This window comes from Bacteroides sp. 44_46, from assembly GCF_001915465.1.
Taxonomy (GTDB): domain Bacteria; phylum Bacteroidota; class Bacteroidia; order Bacteroidales; family Bacteroidaceae; genus Bacteroides; species Bacteroides clarus.
Window position 1 is genome coordinate 143,128 of the sequence record NZ_MNQO01000002.1, and the last position, 19,947, is coordinate 163,074.

The 19,947-nt window shown below is 45.6% G+C and carries 11 protein-coding genes; all 11 read left to right on the plus strand.

Annotation, left to right across the window (positions count from 1 at the left end; translation table 11 throughout):
• Positions 1-37: 37 nt before the first annotated feature.
• The 11 genes from BHV73_RS01735 (at position 38) to BHV73_RS01785 (ending at position 19,799) form a co-directional block, all read left to right on the plus strand.
• Positions 38-3,262 carry a SusC/RagA family TonB-linked outer membrane protein gene (locus tag BHV73_RS01735; RefSeq protein WP_164470632.1) on the plus strand — a complete coding sequence of 1,075 codons (3,225 nt, stop codon included), beginning with the start codon at positions 38-40 and terminating at the stop codon, positions 3,260-3,262.
• Between the two features lie 12 nt (positions 3,263-3,274).
• A complete protein-coding gene (locus tag BHV73_RS01740) occupies positions 3,275-5,026 on the plus strand; it encodes a RagB/SusD family nutrient uptake outer membrane protein (protein ID WP_009122700.1) in 1,752 nt (583 codons plus the stop codon).
• 30 nt (positions 5,027-5,056) lie between these two features.
• Positions 5,057-6,481, plus strand: a complete 1,425-nt coding sequence (locus tag BHV73_RS01745; RefSeq protein WP_087412925.1) for an Ig-like domain-containing protein — start codon at positions 5,057-5,059, stop codon at positions 6,479-6,481.
• A gap of 42 nt (positions 6,482-6,523) precedes the next feature.
• On the plus strand, positions 6,524-7,882 hold the full coding sequence (locus BHV73_RS01750) for an alginate lyase family protein (protein WP_009122698.1): 1,359 nt from the start codon (positions 6,524-6,526) through the stop codon (positions 7,880-7,882).
• 128 nt (positions 7,883-8,010) lie between these two features.
• Entirely contained in the window at positions 8,011-8,985 is a 975-nt protein-coding gene (locus BHV73_RS01755) for a fimbrillin family protein (protein ID WP_286736135.1), read from the plus strand.
• 33 nt (positions 8,986-9,018) lie between these two features.
• Entirely contained in the window at positions 9,019-10,707 is a 1,689-nt protein-coding gene (locus BHV73_RS01760; protein WP_286736136.1) for a fimbrillin family protein, read from the plus strand.
• Positions 10,708-11,052: 345 nt separating this feature from the next.
• Entirely contained in the window at positions 11,053-12,975 is a 1,923-nt protein-coding gene (locus BHV73_RS01765) for a glycoside hydrolase family 127 protein (RefSeq protein WP_286736137.1), read from the plus strand.
• A gap of 11 nt (positions 12,976-12,986) precedes the next feature.
• Positions 12,987-14,645: a hypothetical protein gene (locus BHV73_RS01770; RefSeq protein ID WP_286736138.1), complete on the plus strand. Its 1,659-nt coding sequence runs from the start codon at positions 12,987-12,989 to the stop codon at positions 14,643-14,645.
• A gap of 192 nt (positions 14,646-14,837) precedes the next feature.
• Complete coding sequence (locus BHV73_RS01775; protein ID WP_286736139.1) at positions 14,838-16,784, plus strand: glycoside hydrolase family 97 protein; 1,947 nt, start codon at positions 14,838-14,840, stop codon at positions 16,782-16,784.
• A 128-nt stretch (positions 16,785-16,912) separates the two neighbouring features.
• Complete coding sequence (locus BHV73_RS01780; RefSeq protein ID WP_087412975.1) at positions 16,913-18,562, plus strand: glycoside hydrolase family 43 protein; 1,650 nt, start codon at positions 16,913-16,915, stop codon at positions 18,560-18,562.
• A 16-nt stretch (positions 18,563-18,578) separates the two neighbouring features.
• The gene (locus BHV73_RS01785; RefSeq protein ID WP_143269486.1) at positions 18,579-19,799 is read left to right on the plus strand and encodes a glycoside hydrolase family 88 protein; all 1,221 of its coding nucleotides are present in this window, start codon (positions 18,579-18,581) and stop codon (positions 19,797-19,799) included.
• Positions 19,800-19,947: the final 148 nt, after the last annotated feature.

Here is a 19,947-nt window from a genome sequence, read left to right on the forward strand (position 1 = left end):
CGTACTAACGAGAATGTTAATTTTAAATTATAAACGTATGAAAAATGATTTCTTGAAGTTCTCATCGAGAAAACTTTTCTTTTCAGCCATGCTGGTTACCGCATTGTCGGCAGGAGCTTCATTGCCTGCCTTTGCCGGGACTGCAGGTGTGCAATCCGTTATGCAGGCGGGCACGGTGAAAGGACTGGTCGTTGATGCGACAGGCGAGTCCGTAATTGGCGCCAGTGTACTTGAAAAGGGTACAACTAATGGAGTGATAACGGATATCGACGGTAATTTCACTTTAAATGTTTCTTCTCCGAATGCTGTTGTAGTCATCTCTTATATCGGTTACAAAACAGTGGAAATTCCGGCTTCAGACACAAAAGCTTTTCAGAAGATTGTAATGCGTGAAGATTCGGAAGTGTTGGCGGAAGTGGTGGTCGTAGGTTATGGCTCTCAGAAAAAAGAAACACTGACAGGAGCCGTTACAGTGGTTGATGATAAGATGTTGAAAGACAAAGGCGCCCTTTCCAGTCCCGCACAGGCTTTGCAGGGGCAGGTACCCGGTGTGGTGATTACCCGTAACTCGGCAGCGCCGGGTGATGAAAGCTGGAATATGAAGTTGCGCGGTTCATTCTCCAAGAACAATTCCGATCCGCTGGTGATTATCGACGGGGTGGAATCGGAATCATTCAGCCAGTTGAATCCGGCGGATATCGAGTCTATCAACTTCTTGAAAGATGCTTCCGCCGCTATTTACGGTAGTAAGGCTGCCGGTGGTGTAATTCTGATTCAGACCAAAAAGGCAAAGGCCGGTAAGGCGAAAGTGGAATATGGCGGTTCGGTAACTGCAAAGTTTGTCGGACTTCAGCCGGAGCTGATGACCTTGGACCAATGGTGTAATGCCGTTACGCAAGCCCGACTGAACGACGGTTATAAACCGGAAGACGATACTTGGCTGCAATATACCGCTTTAGCTCAGGCAAACAAGGGGCATTATATTGATTTGGATAATACGGTGAATCCCTTTAATAATGCTTTTACCGATGTTGCGGACTTTGTATTCTTTGATACCGATTGGCAGAATATCCTGTGGGGTACGGCAATGTCTACCTCTCACGAGCTGAGCGTATCCGGTGGCGGTGAAAAGACGACTTATCGTTTGTCCGGCCGCTATATGTACGATGATAGTAATTTGAAATGGGGTAACAATAATAACCAGCGTTATAATCTCCGCTTGAATAATACTTTCCATGTGACGGATAAGTTTGATATAGAGTCCGTGCTTTCATTCTTCCGTCAGGATCAGGTAGCGCCTACACAAGTCGGTTCCGCGCTGACGGCTTCTACCCAGCAGCCGGGTTTCCCTTCGTCTACAACAGATGGAAAGCCTTATGCCTGGGGTACATGGGGAGCGCCCAACTGGTATTGCGAACTGGGAGGCGACAATAAACTGAAAGTTACGGGTATTAATATCAGCGAGATGTTTAAGTATACTTTCAACGAACATTTTAATGCGGTAGCTACTTTGGGTTATAACACGAACAATGCTACGCGGGATATACAACGGACATCTATTGATTGGTATAACTATGCCGGCACTAAAAAAGTAATGACTAACCCTCAGCAAGAAGAAAGTAACTATATCAAGAGCAACAGCCAGACAGACCTTTACACCCTTAATGCTTATGCTAACTGGAGTCAGACTTTCGCGGACAAGCACGATATTGCGGTGATGTTGGGTACGCAATATAGTTTTAAGGAGTATGACTATACCACAACCAAAGCTAAGAATATTCTGCCGTCATTGGATATAATCAATGGTATCGGAGAAGTGACTTTGGTTAATGATAACAATAAAGGACCGGAGAAATGGCAGGAAGCGTTACTTTCTTATTTTGCCCGCGTCAACTACGATTATCTTTCCAAGTACTTACTGGAAGGTAACTTCCGTTATGACGGTTCTTCCAAGTTCCAACCCGAAAACCGCTGGGCGTTCTTCTGGGGCGTATCGGCCGGCTGGCGTTTAAGCGAGGAGGCTCTCATTAAGAATCTTAATATCTTTGATGATTTGAAACTGCGCGTATCTTATGGTACGGTTGGTAATCAAGGCGGCATCGACCGTTACGATGGTATTCAGCTTTACAACTTCAATCAGAATAAAGGCGCTTTGATAGGAGGTGAAAAGATTTCCTATATCGATACAAACGGTAAGTTGCTCAGTATGGACCGTGAGTGGGAAACCATTCAGAATTACAATGTCGGTCTTGACTTCGGCTTGTTCGGAAACCGGTTGAAAGGAACGGCGGAGCTTTTCTGGAAAGTCTGCGAAAACATGCTGATTGATGTGTCTTACCCCGCAACGTTGGGCGATAAGGCTCCTACCGCCAATGTGGGTAGTTTTAAAGCCAACGGTTTTGAAGGAAACCTCAATTGGTCGGATAAAATCGGTAAAGTGGGTTACAGTATCGGTGGAACATTTACCTATACAACCAATAAACTGACCGACAATGGCGGAAGCGCAACGATTACGGACGGTGTACGTTCCGACCGTGAGGGTTATCCGTTGAACTCCGTATTCGGCTTGAAGTATGCAGGCAAAATCCGGAATGAAGAGCAATTGGAGAAATACCTTTACCGTTATACCGGCAATAATACCATCGATATGCCTACCAACCTGCGTTTGGGTGATAATATGTATGAAGATGTGAACGGTGACGGTAAGTTGACCGAGGAGGACTACGTTTATTTGGGAACAGATGACCCGAAAATCTCTTTCTCTTTCAATGGCGGACTGAACTGGAACGGCTTTGATTTCTCTGTCGTATTCCAGGGTGTGGGAGAGCGTACGATATGGCGTACCGGTAGCTCCAATAAAAGCAATGACGCATGGCGTATTCCTGTAATGAAGCCGCATCTGAACTCTCCGAATTTCTCGGTGGGAGATGTGTGGTCGCCGGAAAATCCGGGCGCTTACTATCCGACTTATACGAATGTCGATCAGATTAATACTTATAACTACCGTTGTTCGTCCTGGTCGGTGGAGAATGGTAACTATCTGCGTCTGAAGAATATTTCTTTAGGGTATACTTTCCCGGCCAAATGGCTGGAGAAAACTAAGTTCCTGACTTATGCGCGTGTTTATGTAACGGGGTCGGATTTATGGGAAACCAGTAAGATACGTGACGGTTGGGACCCGGAAGCCTCGCGTGAGGTAACAGCTTACGGTCGCTACCCGTTTACGCGCAATGTTACGTTCGGTTTAAACTTAACTTTCTAAAAACAGATTATTATGAAACTACATAAGATTAAAGCTATTTTGGCAGTGGCGGCAATGGGAATCCTGTCCCAATCCTGCCTCGACTTAGAACCGAAAGACCAGTTGGCCGAATCCAATTTATGGAGTTCTCCTTCCGAGTTCCAGTTGTTTGCCAATCAGTTCTACGGTTGGACACGTGATTTCGGCTCGTTGGACAATAACTCGACCAAGCCGTTACACTCGGATTATAATTCCGACCTTTTCACAAGTCGCGACGACCGTAATCGTTTCAGCAACGGTTCTAACTCGGTGCAAGAGTCCGATGGCAATTACGGCTCCTGTTATGCGCATATCCGGCGTACTAACTTATTGTTACAGAATGCGGAGAAATATTCCACTCCCGCTGATATTGCGCAGTATGTAGGCGAGGCTTATTTCTTTCGTGCCTATTCCTATTTTGATTTGTTGCAGTTCTATGGTGACGCCATCATCATTACCCAACCTTTGGATGTGACTTCACCGGAATTGAGAGTAGCTCAGAACGACCGTAGCGAAGTGGCTGATTTTATCATAGAAGACCTTGAAACTGCCGCTCCTATGTTGCCCCGTTTTGCTGAGCTGACTACGGATGATGCGGGACGTATCAGTCGTGAGGGGTGTTGGGCGTTTCTCTCGCGTGTGGCTCTTTATGAAGGTACTTGGCAAAAGTTCCGTGGAAATGAAGAACGGGGACGTGAGTTGTTGGATATTGCGGCAAAAGCGGCTAAGCAGGTTATTGACAGTAAGACGTTCAGTCTGTTTAAGCCGGATGCCCTGAAAGAAAAGGCGCAGAAGTATATGTTTATTCTTGAGGATGCCAAATCCAATCCGGCCGGTATACAAAAAAGCGCTAACAAAGAATATATCTTTGCGCGTCGCTACGATGAGTCTTTGGCTCCTATCGGCAAGAACATCACGAAGACTAATTTGATTAATATGGTGTGGGTGAGCCGTAAGTTCGCCAATATGTACCTTTGCCAAAACGGACTTCCTATTTACATGAATGGTGTGAAGAATGCACAATTCCAGGAATATGCGACGCTGACTTCCGAATGGGAGAACCGTGACAACCGTATGCGCTATACGCTTGCCAAACCGGGAGATTATTTCTGGAACAACAGTAATCCGGGATGCCGCCTGACATGGAATGATGCCTCCGACCAAAGCAATGCGGCTATCAAAAACTTTACTCCCAGCAGCGGAACCGGTTATCATAATCAGAAGTGGGCTTCCGAACGCTTGGTGAAAGATAATTTCGAGGGCTTTGATTATCCGGTTATCCGTTACGCCGAGGTTTTGCTGAACTATGCTGAGGCTGTTTATGAACGTGACGGGAAAATAGAGGATACGGATTTGAATCTTTCCCTGAATCTTGTCCGTACCCGTGTAAATCCCAATATGCCGGGGCTGACCAACAAGCTTGTGAATGACAACGGATTGAGCATGCGTGAAGAAATCCGTCGCGAACGCACTGTCGAGTTGTTCCATGAGGGTTTCCGCTTGGATGATTTGAAGCGTTGGAAGACTGCGGAAACGGAAATGCCGCAAGATATACTCGGTGTAAAGTGGGCGGGAACAGAATTTGAAGCCAAATGGTCTGCATGCCCTTATCCTCGTAACAGCGAAGGGGTAATTGTAATGGAAACAGGCCGTCAGTGGCAGGACAAACATTATTTATTCCCTTTGCCGAAAGACCAGTTGCAATTGAATCCGAATTTGAAACAAAATCCGGGTTGGGATAAATAAGCGGTAAACTTATAAAAATAGAAAAGCGTTATGAAAAAGATATATATGAATCAGTTCCTGCTTGCCGGTACATTGACGGGATGTCTCTTTTTGGCTTCCTGCGATAAAGAGCAGGAGTTTACAACGGGTATGCCTGAACAACAGCTTATCAATTCCATTGAGTTGGAAGTGACTTCTAAATTGCCTTTGGCCATAGGCATGGATAGTACTATTGTATATAAGGTTGCACCGGAAGATGCCGCCGATAAAGAAGTGATGTGGACTTCCTCTAATGAGAAAGTGGCCGCTGTCTCTCAAAACGGTACAATCACGGCGCTTACCGAGGGTGAAGCTGTTATTACGGTAAAACCTGTTATAGGCTTTGGAGTTACCGATGTCACAGAGAAGACGATTACGGTGAGTGTCATTCCCGAAATTATAGAAGTTACCGATATTCGGTTGACGAATAAAGATGATGAGGGCAATCCGCTTACCTCTCTTTATCCGGGTGATGAACAGAAACTGACTTATACGCTGTTGCCTGAAAATCATACCTATTCTTATCTTACATGGGGCAGTAGCGATGAAACGATTGCTACTGTCGCGGAAGACGGGACGGTAACTGCCGTTACACCGGGAAATGTGGTTATTTACGCTTATACTCATGATGGCAGTGGCTACCGGGGTGAGTTCCCGCTTGTGATTAATGAGATAGTAAACGCCGAAGATATATCCATCGAAGATTTGCCAGCCTTACATATGTATCAGACGGCTAAACTGAGTTGTACATTCGTGCCGGAGATAGCCGTTGCCAATTCGGTGGACTGGGAATCGAGTGATGAAAACGTGGTTACGGTGAAGAATGGCAAGGTTACAGCCGTAGGTTTTGGTGAGGCTACGGTTACGGGTACTTGCCGTGCTACGGGCAATAAGGCTGCTACAACGGTGAAAGTTACTACCGGTTGGTGGGTATGGGATGCCGCTTGCGGTTTCGACGGCTGGGGCATGGGTACCAAAGGAGCGAGCTTTGAGGTGACCGAAGACCGTATGGTAGTGACTACTGCAACACAATCATCCGGTGCGTTACGTGCTGACTTGACTTTGGATACTAAAAACATGAAAGTTATCATGGATCTTGTCAATTATCCGGTCATCGCTCTTCACACCAATCTTCCCGATATAAGTAAACAAGGGTATACGCTAGACTTAGTGGCAAGTAATGGTACGAAAGGAGAAAGTAAACTGAGTAAAGGCAAAGCGCTTTCGGACGGAACCAAACTATTGGTTTATAATGTGAAATCGCTTAATAAATTTACGGAAGAAGAAGTGACTTTTACCACTTTCCAAATAAAGATTGCTGATATGATGTCGGCTGAGCTTCCCACCGGACGGTACGAAATGTATTGGATACGTACGTTTGCATCAGAGGAAGAAGCTGTTCAGTTTGCCGAAGATCAAATTGCGGCAAATAAATAAGAATGATAAGTTATAATCATATAGAATAAAATAACAGAAGATATGAAGATGGACTTTATTTATACATTGGCGGTTACCGCTGCATTGAGTTTCTGCTCATGCACAGAGATAGAGGACGGCGCTCCCATTAACTTTGATGAATGGGAGGCACCGGAAAAGATAGAATTTACACTGAATCATCCGTGTATGTTGCACTCGGAGGCCGATTTTACGTATGTAAAAGAAAAGCTTGCCGCTTCTGCGCAACCTTGGGCGGACGCTTACGCGTCATTGGAAAGCAGTAAATTTGCAAATCCTGCTTATCAGGCCGATCCTGTGGAATGGTTGAAACGTTTGGATAAGACCAATTGGGAAAATAAACATCCTGATTACGTAAATTATACCAATCTGGCAAATGATGCCGCCGCGGCTTATCAATTGGCCTTACGCTGGAAACTTTCCGATAAGAAAGAATATGGTGACGCCGCCAAATCCATTTTGAATGCTTGGGCAAAGAATTGTAAGGGCATTTATCGTGAGAACGGTAGTTTGATAGACCCGAACGAACTGTTGATAGCTATTCAGGCTTATCAGCTCGCCAATGCCGCCGAAATCCTGAGAGGATATGATAAGTGGGGTGAGACGGAAGAGTTTAAGGCTTTCGTTCAATGGATAGAAAGCACATTCTATGCTATGGCAGACGATTTTCTTGTCCGTCACAATAATACAGCCGACCATTATTGGCTCAACTGGGATCTGGCGCAAATGACCGCCATCCTTTCTATCGGTATTTTGAGCGATAATCAGGAAATGATAAATAAGGTAATCCAATATTTCAAGAATGGTATAGGTCCGGGCAATGTGAATACCGCCGTACTGCATTTGTATGATGATCCGGACGGTTCGGGCGAGAAGCTGGGACAATGTCAGGAGTCCGGTCGCGACCAGGGACACGCCATGTTATGCTGTGCATTGATGGGGTATTTCTGTAAGATGGCGTATAATATCGGTGAAGACTTATTTGCTTATGGTAACGGCCGTGTAGTGGCGATGGCTGAATATGTAGCCAAATACAATGTCTTCAAACCGGAGTTTGCAGATCAGGTACCGGGTGGCAATAACGAATGGTTCAGCTATACACGCGTAGGATTCCCGTATACGGCTTATTTTTATTGTGACGAACAAATGGACGAACCTTCGGCGGTAGAATTGCGCAGTAACGGTGCGGAAACAGGTCGTGGCGGTAAACGCCCTATATGGGATTTGTGGTACGGACATTGTAAGAAAGTGGGGATGTCTGCCAAATATTGCGGTGAATTCGCTTCTCGTCTTCGCCCCGATGCCGGACCGGAACAATACGGCGGCAGTGGCGGTGCGCTCGACCAACTTGGTTATAGTACGCTTATGTTTTATTACGAATAGAGAAGAACCTAAGAGGTATTAATATAGCAAAAAGTAAATACGGCTTTGAGCGGTATGTTCCGCTCATCCGTATCTTACTTCAAAACAATGAAACTCTGATGTTAACGAGATTATTTAAATCGAATAGTATGATAAAAGGAAAATTTTTACTGACAGCTGTTTTAGCTCTTTTCCTGGCTTCTTGCGGAGATGATGAAGTGTCGCAAGGAGCTGATGGGGCGGAAGTAAAGTTTACTGCCGGATTTGTACCGATGCAGACTGCCGGAGCTGATACTCGCTTGACAACCAATGACAATTGGGCAGGTCTTGCCGATCGTACCGTAGCGATAGAGATAGACGGTATAGTGAAGCCTTATACTGTGGATGAAATGGGCAACCTGACCTCTTCAGACCCGTTCTACTGGGGTGATAAAACAGAACTGACCGTAAATGCTTGGTATCCTTATAATGAAGGTGTCAAGCCGGAAATTCCTGTAGTAAAAGCAGACCAAAGCGGTAGTGGATATTGGGAAAGCGATCACTTGGAAGTGGTGACACAGGATGTTCCTTTTTCTGCTTCTGATATTTCTTTCCGTCATCGTAACACCCAAATAGTATGTGATTTGAATTCCACCTTACCCGGTGTAAGTTACAACAATATTATAATCAAGTATCTAAACCTGCAAAATGTAGAAAAAGGTACTGTAGTACGCGCTACAGCCAAAGGTAAGGCTTTGATTGTTCCACAGACTATTACTGCGGGAACGGAATTTATGGAAGTAACCTTACCGGATGAACGTACCTATACGTATATACTTGAAGAAGATTTGACTCTGGGACAAGGTATCGCAAAAGGTATGGAACTTGAGGTGTCGGAAGATGGAATCAATGTGACCTTCAAAGATTTATCTTCTTGGGATATGAGTGAGGACAGTTTGGAAGGTAATACCATAGAGAATAAACCGGATACGGATAACGATAATTCATGGGATAATGCAGGAAATGGCACGATAGACGGTAGCACAATTGAAAATCAACCGAGTACTCCTAATGATGGCGGCTCGTGGGATTCCGGCGAGGAATCATGGGGAGGTGCTGCTAAAGCGCAATCAAATGAAATTTAAATGGAATAATAATAACAATTAAAGAATATGAATATGAAAAACATTTTCAAATTATCAGCAATGATATTGGCGGCAGCTTTTGTAGCAGGTTGCAGCCAGAACGATGAATTGGATGTGACACCGGTAGAAAATGAAGGACAACTTACTATCCACGCAACAGCTTCAGATTTTGTATCATCCGATGCGGATACTCGTATAATCAATGAAGGTGCAGACACTCAATTTGAAGCCGGAGATAAGATTGGTATTTTCGCCATCCGTTCTACAGATAATAAATTGTTGGTGCAGAATATGCCTTTGGAATATGCCGGAGCTGACTGGACGGGTAATGATAATAAAGTATATTATTATAAGAATACGTCTTATGTGGCTTATTCTCCTTATGATGAAAACTTGAGCATAGCGAGCGCAGACAATCAGGCGAGCCTGCAAGAACAGATTAAAGAACATTTTACCCAAAAGCTGGAAGCAGCTGGAAATGATCAAAGTATAGCTTATCCCTCTCTTGACTTGATGTTGGCATCTGCTGAACCGACTGATATAGGAAATGCAAATGCAAAATCTCTTTCTTTCGACTTTAAGCATCAGTTGGCATTAATGGAAATTGAAGTGCCCGTAAAGGCGTATTTGGATACAGATAAGAATTTTATTTATGCGGAACCTTTTACGAAGGATTTTACTTTGAATAGTAATTCGCTTACAATGTATCCTCTTTCTATTAAGACAGAAGGAGTTGCCGGTGAGGATGCTAAAGCTTACAGCCTGTTTCGTTTCCTTGTAAAGCCGGAAATGGTGTATACTTTGGGAGGGGAATTAAAGTATGGCGCACCGATTCAGTTGGAAGAAAAGACTGTGAATTTGGAAACCGGTAAATATATGAAGTATACAATCAATGCAGAGGGTGCTGAAAGTTCTTATACTGAACGTGCCATTGCGGTAGGTGATTATTATTATGCAGACGGAAGTATCTGTCCGGGAACTAATGATGGTGATAATATTATTAAAGAAAATTGTATAGGAATTATTTTTGCAACTGACAATGTATCTGTAAGTAATGGAATGGACGGTTCAAAGAAATATACTAATGGAAAGGTATTGGCTTTGGAAAACTATCATACAGATGAAATGATACCAACAAGTAATACCAGTACAAGCAGTTATTACGTAATTTGGGGTGCTCATACGGTGGAAAATGATGATGTAATAGCTAAAGCCGAAGGCTATGATGTTTTTTCGGGAAAACTTGATGGTTATGCAAAAACTATGGATTTTGCTTCTTCAGTAGAGGCGGTTCAGAATGTACTGAAATTTGGTAAGGAAAGCAATACGAAGTACGTAGCTCCTATCAGTTCTACGGGATGGTATATGCCAAGTATAGGTGAATTGATTGAGGTATTCAATGCTTTTGCAGTCAGCAATGAGGGTGGTGAGTATTCTTTAAGTGCAACTGATTTTTTAACTGAATCTGCAAATCAGTTAAGTAAGGCGGCTACTTTGAAAAACATGCAGGATAAATTAGTTGCAGCTGGTGGTGAATTGTTGGAAGAGTTTGCGGCTGAAAATAAGACAGACCGTTGGTGGTCTACAACAGAAGTTGGTGATACTGAGAATCCAAACAAACAGACATGGGTAATAGAATTGAAAACAAATGGACAAGTAAAGGTTTTGGGCAGAGATAAGACTGGTGCTAATGCATCGATACGTCCTATCTTAGCTTTCTGACATCCTCTTTTTACTGTTAAATCATAAATTCTCAGTTTTCAATAGGTATTCAGAAAAGTATTCTTTTCTAAAGGAGATGCATCAAAATGATGATAAACGTACCATTCTGCCATTCAGAGGACTTTAGCCCGAAGAATCTACTCCCTTTGCAATAAGGGAAGAGATGCTTCACTATGTTCTGCACGGCAGAATGTAACGTTTATCAATGTTTTGACACACTCACACTCATTGAACCTAAAGCGGCTGTCATATAATTGGCAGCCGTTTTTTTGCAAAGTTTCATATGTCGCATTAGGTATTTTCACGCTTTCATTCGTATCTTTATTAAAAACACCAAGGATATATATGAAGTATAAGATCATGATTTTCGCTTTATGTTTGTGGATGGCGGGTACACTGTCTGCGCAATCCGTTTATCCCGGACAATTTGCGGGTAAGATGAAATTGAATACGGTGGCTCCGGTCAAGGCAGAGAGTTTTGATTTGCAGGATGTTCGTTTGCTGCCAAGTCGTTTTCGTGATAATATGTTGCGTGATTCGGTGTGGATGACTTCGATAGATGTGAATCGTTTGATACATAGCTTCCGAACGAATGCCGGTATATGGGCAGGCCGTGAGGGCGGATATATGACTGTGAAAAAGTATGGCGGTTGGGAGTCTTTGGATTGTGAATTACGCGGACATACCACAGGACATTTGCTCTCGGCATACGGACTGATGTATGCCGCTACGGGTAGCGAAATCTTTAAACTGAAAGGCGATAGCATTGTGACGGAACTGGGTAAAGTGCAGGATGCGTTGGGCAATGGTTATCTGAGCGCGTTCCCCGAGGAGCTGATAAACCGCAATATTAAGGGACAGTCTGTCTGGGCGCCGTGGTACACATTGCACAAACTGTTTTCCGGTCTGATAGACCAATATCTCTATGCGGATAATGCGCAGGCATTGGCTGTTGTGACGAAAATGGGCGATTGGGCATACGATAAACTAAAGCCGTTGAGCGAAGAAACGCGTCGGAGGATGATACGCAACGAGTTTGGCGGTATCAATGAATCATTCTATAATTTGTATGCCGTTACCGGTGACGAACGTTACCGTTGGTTGGCGCACTTTTTCTATCATAATGATGTGATAGACCCTTTGAAAGAGCAAAATGATGATTTGGGCACGAAACATACGAACACGTTTATACCGAAGGTACTGGCAGAAGCCCGTAATTATGAGCTGACAGGAGATAAAGACAGTAAAGCATTGAGTGACTTCTTCTGGTACACCATGACAGACCATCACACGTTTGCTCCCGGATGCAGCAGTCAGAAAGAGCATTATTTCGATACGAAACGTTTCTCGCACTTCCTGAATGGCTATACGGGTGAGACTTGTTGCACCTATAATATGCTGAAGCTGAGCCGACACCTGTTCTGCTGGCAGCCGGATGCGCGCATTGCCGATTATTACGAAAGAGCCTTGTATAACCATATTTTGGGACAGCAAGACCCGCAGACCGGTATGGTTTGTTACTTTCTGCCTCTGCTGTCGGGGGCGCATAAAGTATATAGCACAAAGGAAAACTCTTTTTGGTGCTGTGTAGGAAGCGGGTTCGAGAACCATGCCAAGTATGGGGAGGGCATTTACTACCGCAGTGCAGCGGGCATTTATATAAATCTGTTTATCCCTTCCGTTGTCCGGTGGAAAGAGAAAGGGATTACTTTGAAACAGGAAACGGCTTTCCCCGCAGGGGAAGCAACCGTACTGACAGTTGAGGCTGACCGTCCGGTGCGGACCACCGTCTATTTACGTTATCCGTCATGGAGTGAAAAGGTGACGGTGCGTGTTAACGGGAAGAAGGTACAAGTAAAGCAGAAGCCCGGTTCTTATATTGCTTTGAACCGTCTGTGGCAAAACGGTGATCGCATCGAGGCTGCTTATCCGATGCGGGTGCATTTGGAGACTACTCCGGACAATCCTCAAAAGGGCGCGTTGCTCTATGGGCCGCTGGTATTGGCAGGAGAACGCGGTACGGAAGGAATGCAGGCTCCGGCGCCTTTCTCCAATCCGGAGCTTTATAATGATTATTATACTTATGATTACCATATTCCGGCAGGTTTGAAAACAACGATGGCGATAGACCGTAAGCATCCGGCACGTGTGTTGCAACGGGTTGGAAAGGAATTGAAATTTACTACGGAACAAGGTGATGTACTTCGACCGCTGTACGATATGCACCATCAGAGGTATGTGGTATATTGGGATTTAAAGGATAAATAACAGGTTATGGTATGAAACATCTTTCTCTTTGGATTTTCCTTTCCATTCTTTTTGGGGGAAGAATGACAAGTGTAGCTGCCGAATGGCAGTGGTCGGTGCAGATTCCTTCGATGATTTCGCAGGAAACCGAAGCGCATCCGCAGGCCTTTTTGTGGATACCCGACGATTGCGGGCAGGTGAAAGCCGTAGTGGTAGGGCAGCATAATATGTGTGAAGAAACCCTGTTCGAAAACCCGCTATTCCGCAAGCGGATGCAGGAAGCGGGCGTCGCCTTGGTGTGGATTACGCCTATACTTGATTTTCCTTGGGATGTGAGTACGGGATGTAATGACGCGTTGCTGGCTGCGCTGGACGATCTGGCGGAAACGAGCGGTTACGATGAATTGAAAGCCGCGCCTGTTGTTCCTTTAGGACATTCGGCAATGGCAACCTTCCCCTGGAACTTTGCGGCATGGAATCCGGAACGTACGTTAGCGATTATTTCTTACCACGGCGACGCTCCGCGTACTAATCTGACTGGTTACGGCGGTGCCAATCTGGAGTGGGGACGTACGCGCAACATCGACGGTATTCCCGGTTTAATGGTTGAAGGAGAGTATGAATGGTGGGAAGCGCGCGTTAATCCGGCTTTGGCTTTTCGTATGATGTATCCCGAAAGTTGTATATCTTTTCTTTGTGATGCCGGACGAGGACATTTTGATGTGGCTGACCGTACAGCCGATTATATCGGTCTTTTCTTGAAGAAAGCGGTAGAACATAGGATTCCCGCGAATGTGGATGGGAATAAATCGGCTGTCTTGAAGAAATTGAATCCCCGTGAAGGCTGGCTTGCCGAACGTTGGCGTACAGGTACACGAGAACCGCAGGGAGAAGTGCGTACAGCACGCCTCACGAAGCAACTCCGCCGCGCAAAGCCTGCTCCTTACCGGCAATATACAGGCGATCGCCACGATGCTTTCTGGTACTTTGACCGTGAGATGGCGGAATTGACCGAAGATTTTTATCGTCAGGAACATGACTTACTTCCGCAATATGTCAGTTTTATGCAGGAAGAATGGCTTGTTCCATATAATCCGCAATCACATGTCACGCTTTCCGCCCGTTTTTTACCCGAAGCTGACGGCGTAACGTTTCATCTGAAAGCGGTATATACCGATAGTCTGCGCGCTTCTTTGGCAGACAAACATTCGATTGCCATGCCTCGGATTGAGCGTATTTGCGGTCCGGTGAAGCGGGTCAATGATACGACTTTCGTCCTTGACTTCTACCGTATGGGGACAACCAATAAAAAGCGAACTTCGAGCATTACGCTGGTAGCAAGCGCCGGGGGAGACCGGCAATATAAGGAATGTGTACAGGAGCTCAGTTTTAATATTCCTTATCCTCTTACCGAGGGACGGAGACAATGTATTCTTTTTCCCGGCATCGAGGATGTGAAAGCCGGAACGGAATCCGTTACGCTCGATGCGACATCCGATTGCGGGCTGCCTGTATATTATTACGTAAAAGAAGGGCCTGCGACAATCAAGGGAGATAAGTTGATATTTACTAAGATACCGCCCCGCAGCAAGTATCCGCTGAGGGTGACGGTAGTAGCTTGGCAATACGGTATTATTGGAAACGTACAGACGGCAGAGCCCGTAGAACGTACGTTTTTTATTGAAAAATGAGCTTTTATTGAATGTGCGTTAAGTGTCGTGTGCTTCTTATTCGTATTGTAATTGGAAAGTAAACGGATGCTCATGATATAGCGATAATATGAAATATTAAGTAAATACGTATAAGTAGCTTATACTATCTGTCATTCAGAGACTCTTGATACAAATAAAGTTCAACACTTACTTAAAGATACACTTGCAGTAATGAATAAAAGAATAGGATTTCTATTAGGTACATTCGTATATGCCGCTTTTATGTTTGCGGGTAATGCCCGGGAATTGAGACTAACCTCTCCGGGCGGCATACAGGAAATAAGTTTCTATCAAAAGCAGACTGCTCCTGTCGTCAACGGTTTGTTTTATCAGGTTTCTTTCAAGGGACAATCCGTTATAGAAGAATCGCGTGCCGGGTTGGAACTGGATAACCGCATCTGGGAAATGGCATTGGGACAGCGCAAGCTTATACAGCCCACCTGTTGGATGGACAACCTTGAAGTAGACTCTGTAACTTATACACCGACAGCGGATAATATCTGGAAACCTCTTTACGGTGAACGTAGCGAAGTGCGCGACCATTATAACGCGGCGACACTCCATCTCTCCAAGAAAGACGGTTCTTTGTATCGTCTTGATATAGAAGTGCGCGCTTATGACGAAGGGGTTGCCTTCCGTTATTTCTTTCCCGAACATCCCCGTGCTACATTTCACAAAGTAGTGGGTGACTTGACGGAATATACCTTGCCTGCCGGTACGAAAGCATGGTCGGAACAATGGGCGCAGGCTTTCTTTGAATATCTGGATATCAATGAGCTGAAGCGTCCCGTAGAACGTGCCCTGACGTTGGAATTGCCCGGAGGCCTGTGGACCGCATTGCTGGATGCCGATGCGGACGATTGGTGCCTTACCAAATATCAGGCTTCGGCAGTGAAAAAGAATACGCTGACTTCCGTGATGTATAGCCCGGTAGATGTAGTGACTTACTACGCTACTCCGTGGAAAGTGATAATGACCGCTGAGAAACCGGGAGATTTGTTGGAACATAACGATATTATCCAAAATCTGAACCCGCCCTGTGAAATAGCGGATGCCGCCGAGTGGGTGAGACCGGGTACTATCATGCGCGAAACAACCATCAGCACCGAAGGGGCTGTCGCAACGATTGACTTCTGCGCCGAACATAACATTCCTTACATGCTTTTCGACTGGCTGTGGTATTTGCCGTGTACTTCGCACGACGGAGACGCTACCAAAGTGGTAGATAAATTGGATATGCCGCGTGTGGTGGCTTACGGAAAGGAAAAAGGGGTTGGTGTTTGGGTGTACGTCAACCAGCATGCCTTGATGAAGCAGGCGCGTGAACTCTTTCCGATACTTCGGGAATGGGGTATTGTAGGCGTGAAGTCCGGTTTTGTACAGTATGCCAGCCACCGCTGGGCTACGTGGTTGCACGAACTGGTTCGTCTGGCTGCCGAAAATCATCTGATGATGAATATACACGATGAGTACCGCCCGTCCGGCTTCAGTCGCACGTATCCCAATCTTCTTACTCAGGAAGGTATTTGCGGAAATGAGGAGTTTCCGGATGCTACGCACAATGTAACGTTGCCTTTTACCCGTATGATAAACGGTGCGGCGGATTATACAATCTGTTATTTCGACAAGCGTTTGAAAACAACACACGCGCATCAGTTGGCGGCATCATTGGTGTTTTACAGTCCGTTGCAAACAATCTTCTGGTATGATAAACCCTCTTTCTATCATGGCGAACCGGAAGTAGAGTGGTTTGAAAACTTGCAAACGGTCTTTGATGATACGAAAGTATTGGACGGAACACCGGGTAAGAATATCACAATGACCCGTCGAAAGGGGCAGGAATGGTTCTTGGCGGCTATGACGAATAACGACGGTTCAAAAGAGAATGTATCGCTCTCTTTCCTTGATAAGGGTAAGACTTACCTTGCGTATATCTATACGGATGGCGGGAAAGAAGTCAAGACCCGTACGCAGGTGAAGTGCTCGTATCTGCTGACGGATGCTTCTAAAGTGATGAAGTTCGATTTAAAACCAAGTGGCGGAGCTGCCGTCCGTTTTGTGCCCGTAAGTAAGGATGAAGCCAAGAAATACAAGAAATATAAGGGGGAAGTCTTATAAAACTTCACTTTGTGTTGAGTAATCGGTATGGTTTGTTCGTATTGGTAAATGAATGTTTTAAGTAAAATAGGGTATAAATACGCTAAGGTGATTGAAGTATTGTTTCCGGGATGTTTATTAATTGTAAGATGAAAAGATTAACGCTGATTATTGGCATGTTATGTACCGTCTGTTTGCAGGCGGAAGCGCAATACGTATCCGAGGTATGGGTGTCGGATCAGGGTAACGGTACTTATAGAAATCCGGTATTGCATGCCGATTACTCCGACCCTGATGTCTGTGCGGCCGGTGATGATTTTTATATGACCGCTTCCAGCTTCGGATGTACGCCGGGGCTGCCTATTCTCCATTCCAAGGATTTGGTGAATTGGCGTATTATCAATTATGCCTTGAAGGAGCTGGAGCCGAAAGAGTTTTATAATTCCGCCCGCCACGGTAAGGGGGTGTGGGCTCCGTCCATACGTTACCATAAAGGGGAATTTTACATCTATTGGGGCGACCCGGATTTCGGCATCTTCATGGTAAAGACAAAAGACCCTGCCGGTGAATGGGAGAAACCCGTACTTGTGAAAGCCGGTAAAGGAATGATAGACCCTGCGCCGCTGTGGGATGAGGACGGACAGGTTTATTTGGTACATGCCTGGGCCGGCAGCCGCTCGAAGATGAACAGTATTGTGGTGGTATGCGGGATGAATGCGGAAGGTACACAGGTTATCGGTAATCCGGTACTCGTTTATGACGGGAACGACGGAGTGAACCATACGGTAGAAGGACCGAAGCTCTATAAACGCAACGGTTATTATTATATTTTCGCTCCTGCAGGCGGTGTGGCTACGGGTTGGCAGTTGGTGTTGCGCTCGCGTAACATATACGGGCCGTACGAGTCGAAAATCGTGATGGCACAGGGCAAGACGAATATTAACGGCCCCCACCAGGGAGCGTGGGTAGATACCGGTAAAGGGGAATCGTGGTTTGTTCATTTTCAAGATAAAGCGATGTACGGACGTGTGATTCACCTGAACCCGATGGCTTGGGTGAATGACTGGCCGGTAATCGGTGCGGATAAAGACGGTGACGGTTGCGGTGAACCGGTCACCGTTTACAGGAAACCGGATGTAGGCGGGACTTATCCCGTGGAAACTCCTGCGGAAAGCGACGAGTTTAATACCCGCCGACTGGGATTGCAATGGGAATGGCACGCTAATTATCAGGATACTTTCGGCTTTACCTCGGATTTAGGCTTTGTCCGTATCTACGGGCATGTGCTTTCGGAGAATTTCGTGAATTTCTGGGAAGTGCCTAATCTGTTGTTGCAGAAGTTTCCGGCGGAAAGATTCACGGCTACCGCCAAACTGAAAGTATCCGCCAAAATGGACGGACAGCAATCGGGACTTATCGTAATGGGCTGGGATTACAGCTATATCGGTGTGGAAAAGGTAGATGAACTGTTTGTATTGAAACAAGCCGTTTGTAAAGATGCCGAGCAGAATGCGCCGGAAACGATTGTCCGTCTGGCGGAAATTCCGGCAAGCCGAATTTATGAAGCCGGCCTGTATCCCAATTATGAAAGGGAAATCTACCTGAGGGTGAAAGTGGAGAAAGGCGGTGTTTGCCGCTTCTCTTATAGTTTGGACGGCAAGCTGTATACAGTTGCCGGGAGTCCTTTTACTGCCCGTCAGGGAAAATGGATAGGGGCTAAGGTCGGACTGTTCAGTACGGCTCCTTACGGTAAAGAACGCGGTTGGGTGGATGCCGACTGGTTCCATGTTGAGAAATAAAAGAATAAAATCGGATATGAAGACAAAAGCTCTGTTGGCAGCTCTGGGCGTCTGCCTGTTATCTGCCTGTACTACTACGGAAAATAAGTTTCATGTTGGCGAGGCACTGGATTATTGCAATCGTCAGGTGGAGCGTACATTAAATCGGTTGCATGATACGAATGGTGTGGCGGATTACACTATGATGCCCCGCAATATACTGAACGGTCAAAGTGATTGGAACTGCCGTAAGGCAACGAAAGAAGAGTGGTGCGCCGGTTTTTGGCCCGGTGTGCTGTGGTATGATTACGAATATAGCGGTGACAAGCGGATAAAAGAGGAAGCGGAGAAATTTACCTCTTCATTGGAGTTCCTTTCCAGAACTCCCGCATTCGACCATGACTTGGGTTTCCTTATTTTTTGCAGTTACGGCAACGGCTATCGCCTGACGCAAAATCCGGCTTACAAACAAGTGATTCTGGATACGGCGGATACATTGGCCACACTGTTCAAACCGCAGGTAGGCACAATGCTGTCATGGCCCCGCAATATAGAGCTGTTTGGCGGACACAACACAATCATGGATAATATGATAAATCTGGAAATGCTGTTTTGGGCGGCAAAGAATGGCGGAAATCCTTATCTGGCGGATATTGCCATTTCTCATGCCGATAAAACGATGAAGTATCATTTCCGGCCTGATTATACTTCTTATCATGTAGCTGTTTACGATACGCTGACCGGCGATTTTATCAAGGGAGTTACCCATCAGGGATATGCCGATAACAGCATGTGGGCACGCGGCCAGGCTTGGGCTGTCTATGGATATACGGTAGTGTATCGTGAAACCAAAGACTGCCGTTATCTGGATTTTGTGCAGAAGGTGACCGATGTGTATTTGAAGAATCTGCCCGAAGACTATGTTCCCTACTGGGATTTCAATGACCCCGCCATACCCGATGCTCCCCGTGACGCTTCTGCCGCCTGTGTAGTGGCTTCCGCATTGCTGGAACTTTCCACCTACTTGCCCGGTGATAAGGGAGAACGGTATAGAGATGCGGCGATAAAAATGCTGACGAGCCTGAGTACGGATAACTATCAGTGCGGTGAAGCAAGTCCGGCATTCTTGCTCCATTCCACAGGACACCGGCCGGCCAATTCGGAAATAGATGCTTCCATCATTTATGCGGATTACTATTATATAGAGGCATTGTTACGTTTGAAGAGATTGCAGGAAGGGAAGCCTGTCATAGGCTGACTGTAATCCGTGCCTAAAAAATCATCAAGTGTATTTTGACACACTTTCTTTATTGCTTTTAAGAGACGAACGAAACTTGTTCTCGAGGGTATAAAATGGATAGTGAAACAGGGGTTGTTTTGATTATCTTATTTGATATATCTTTCTT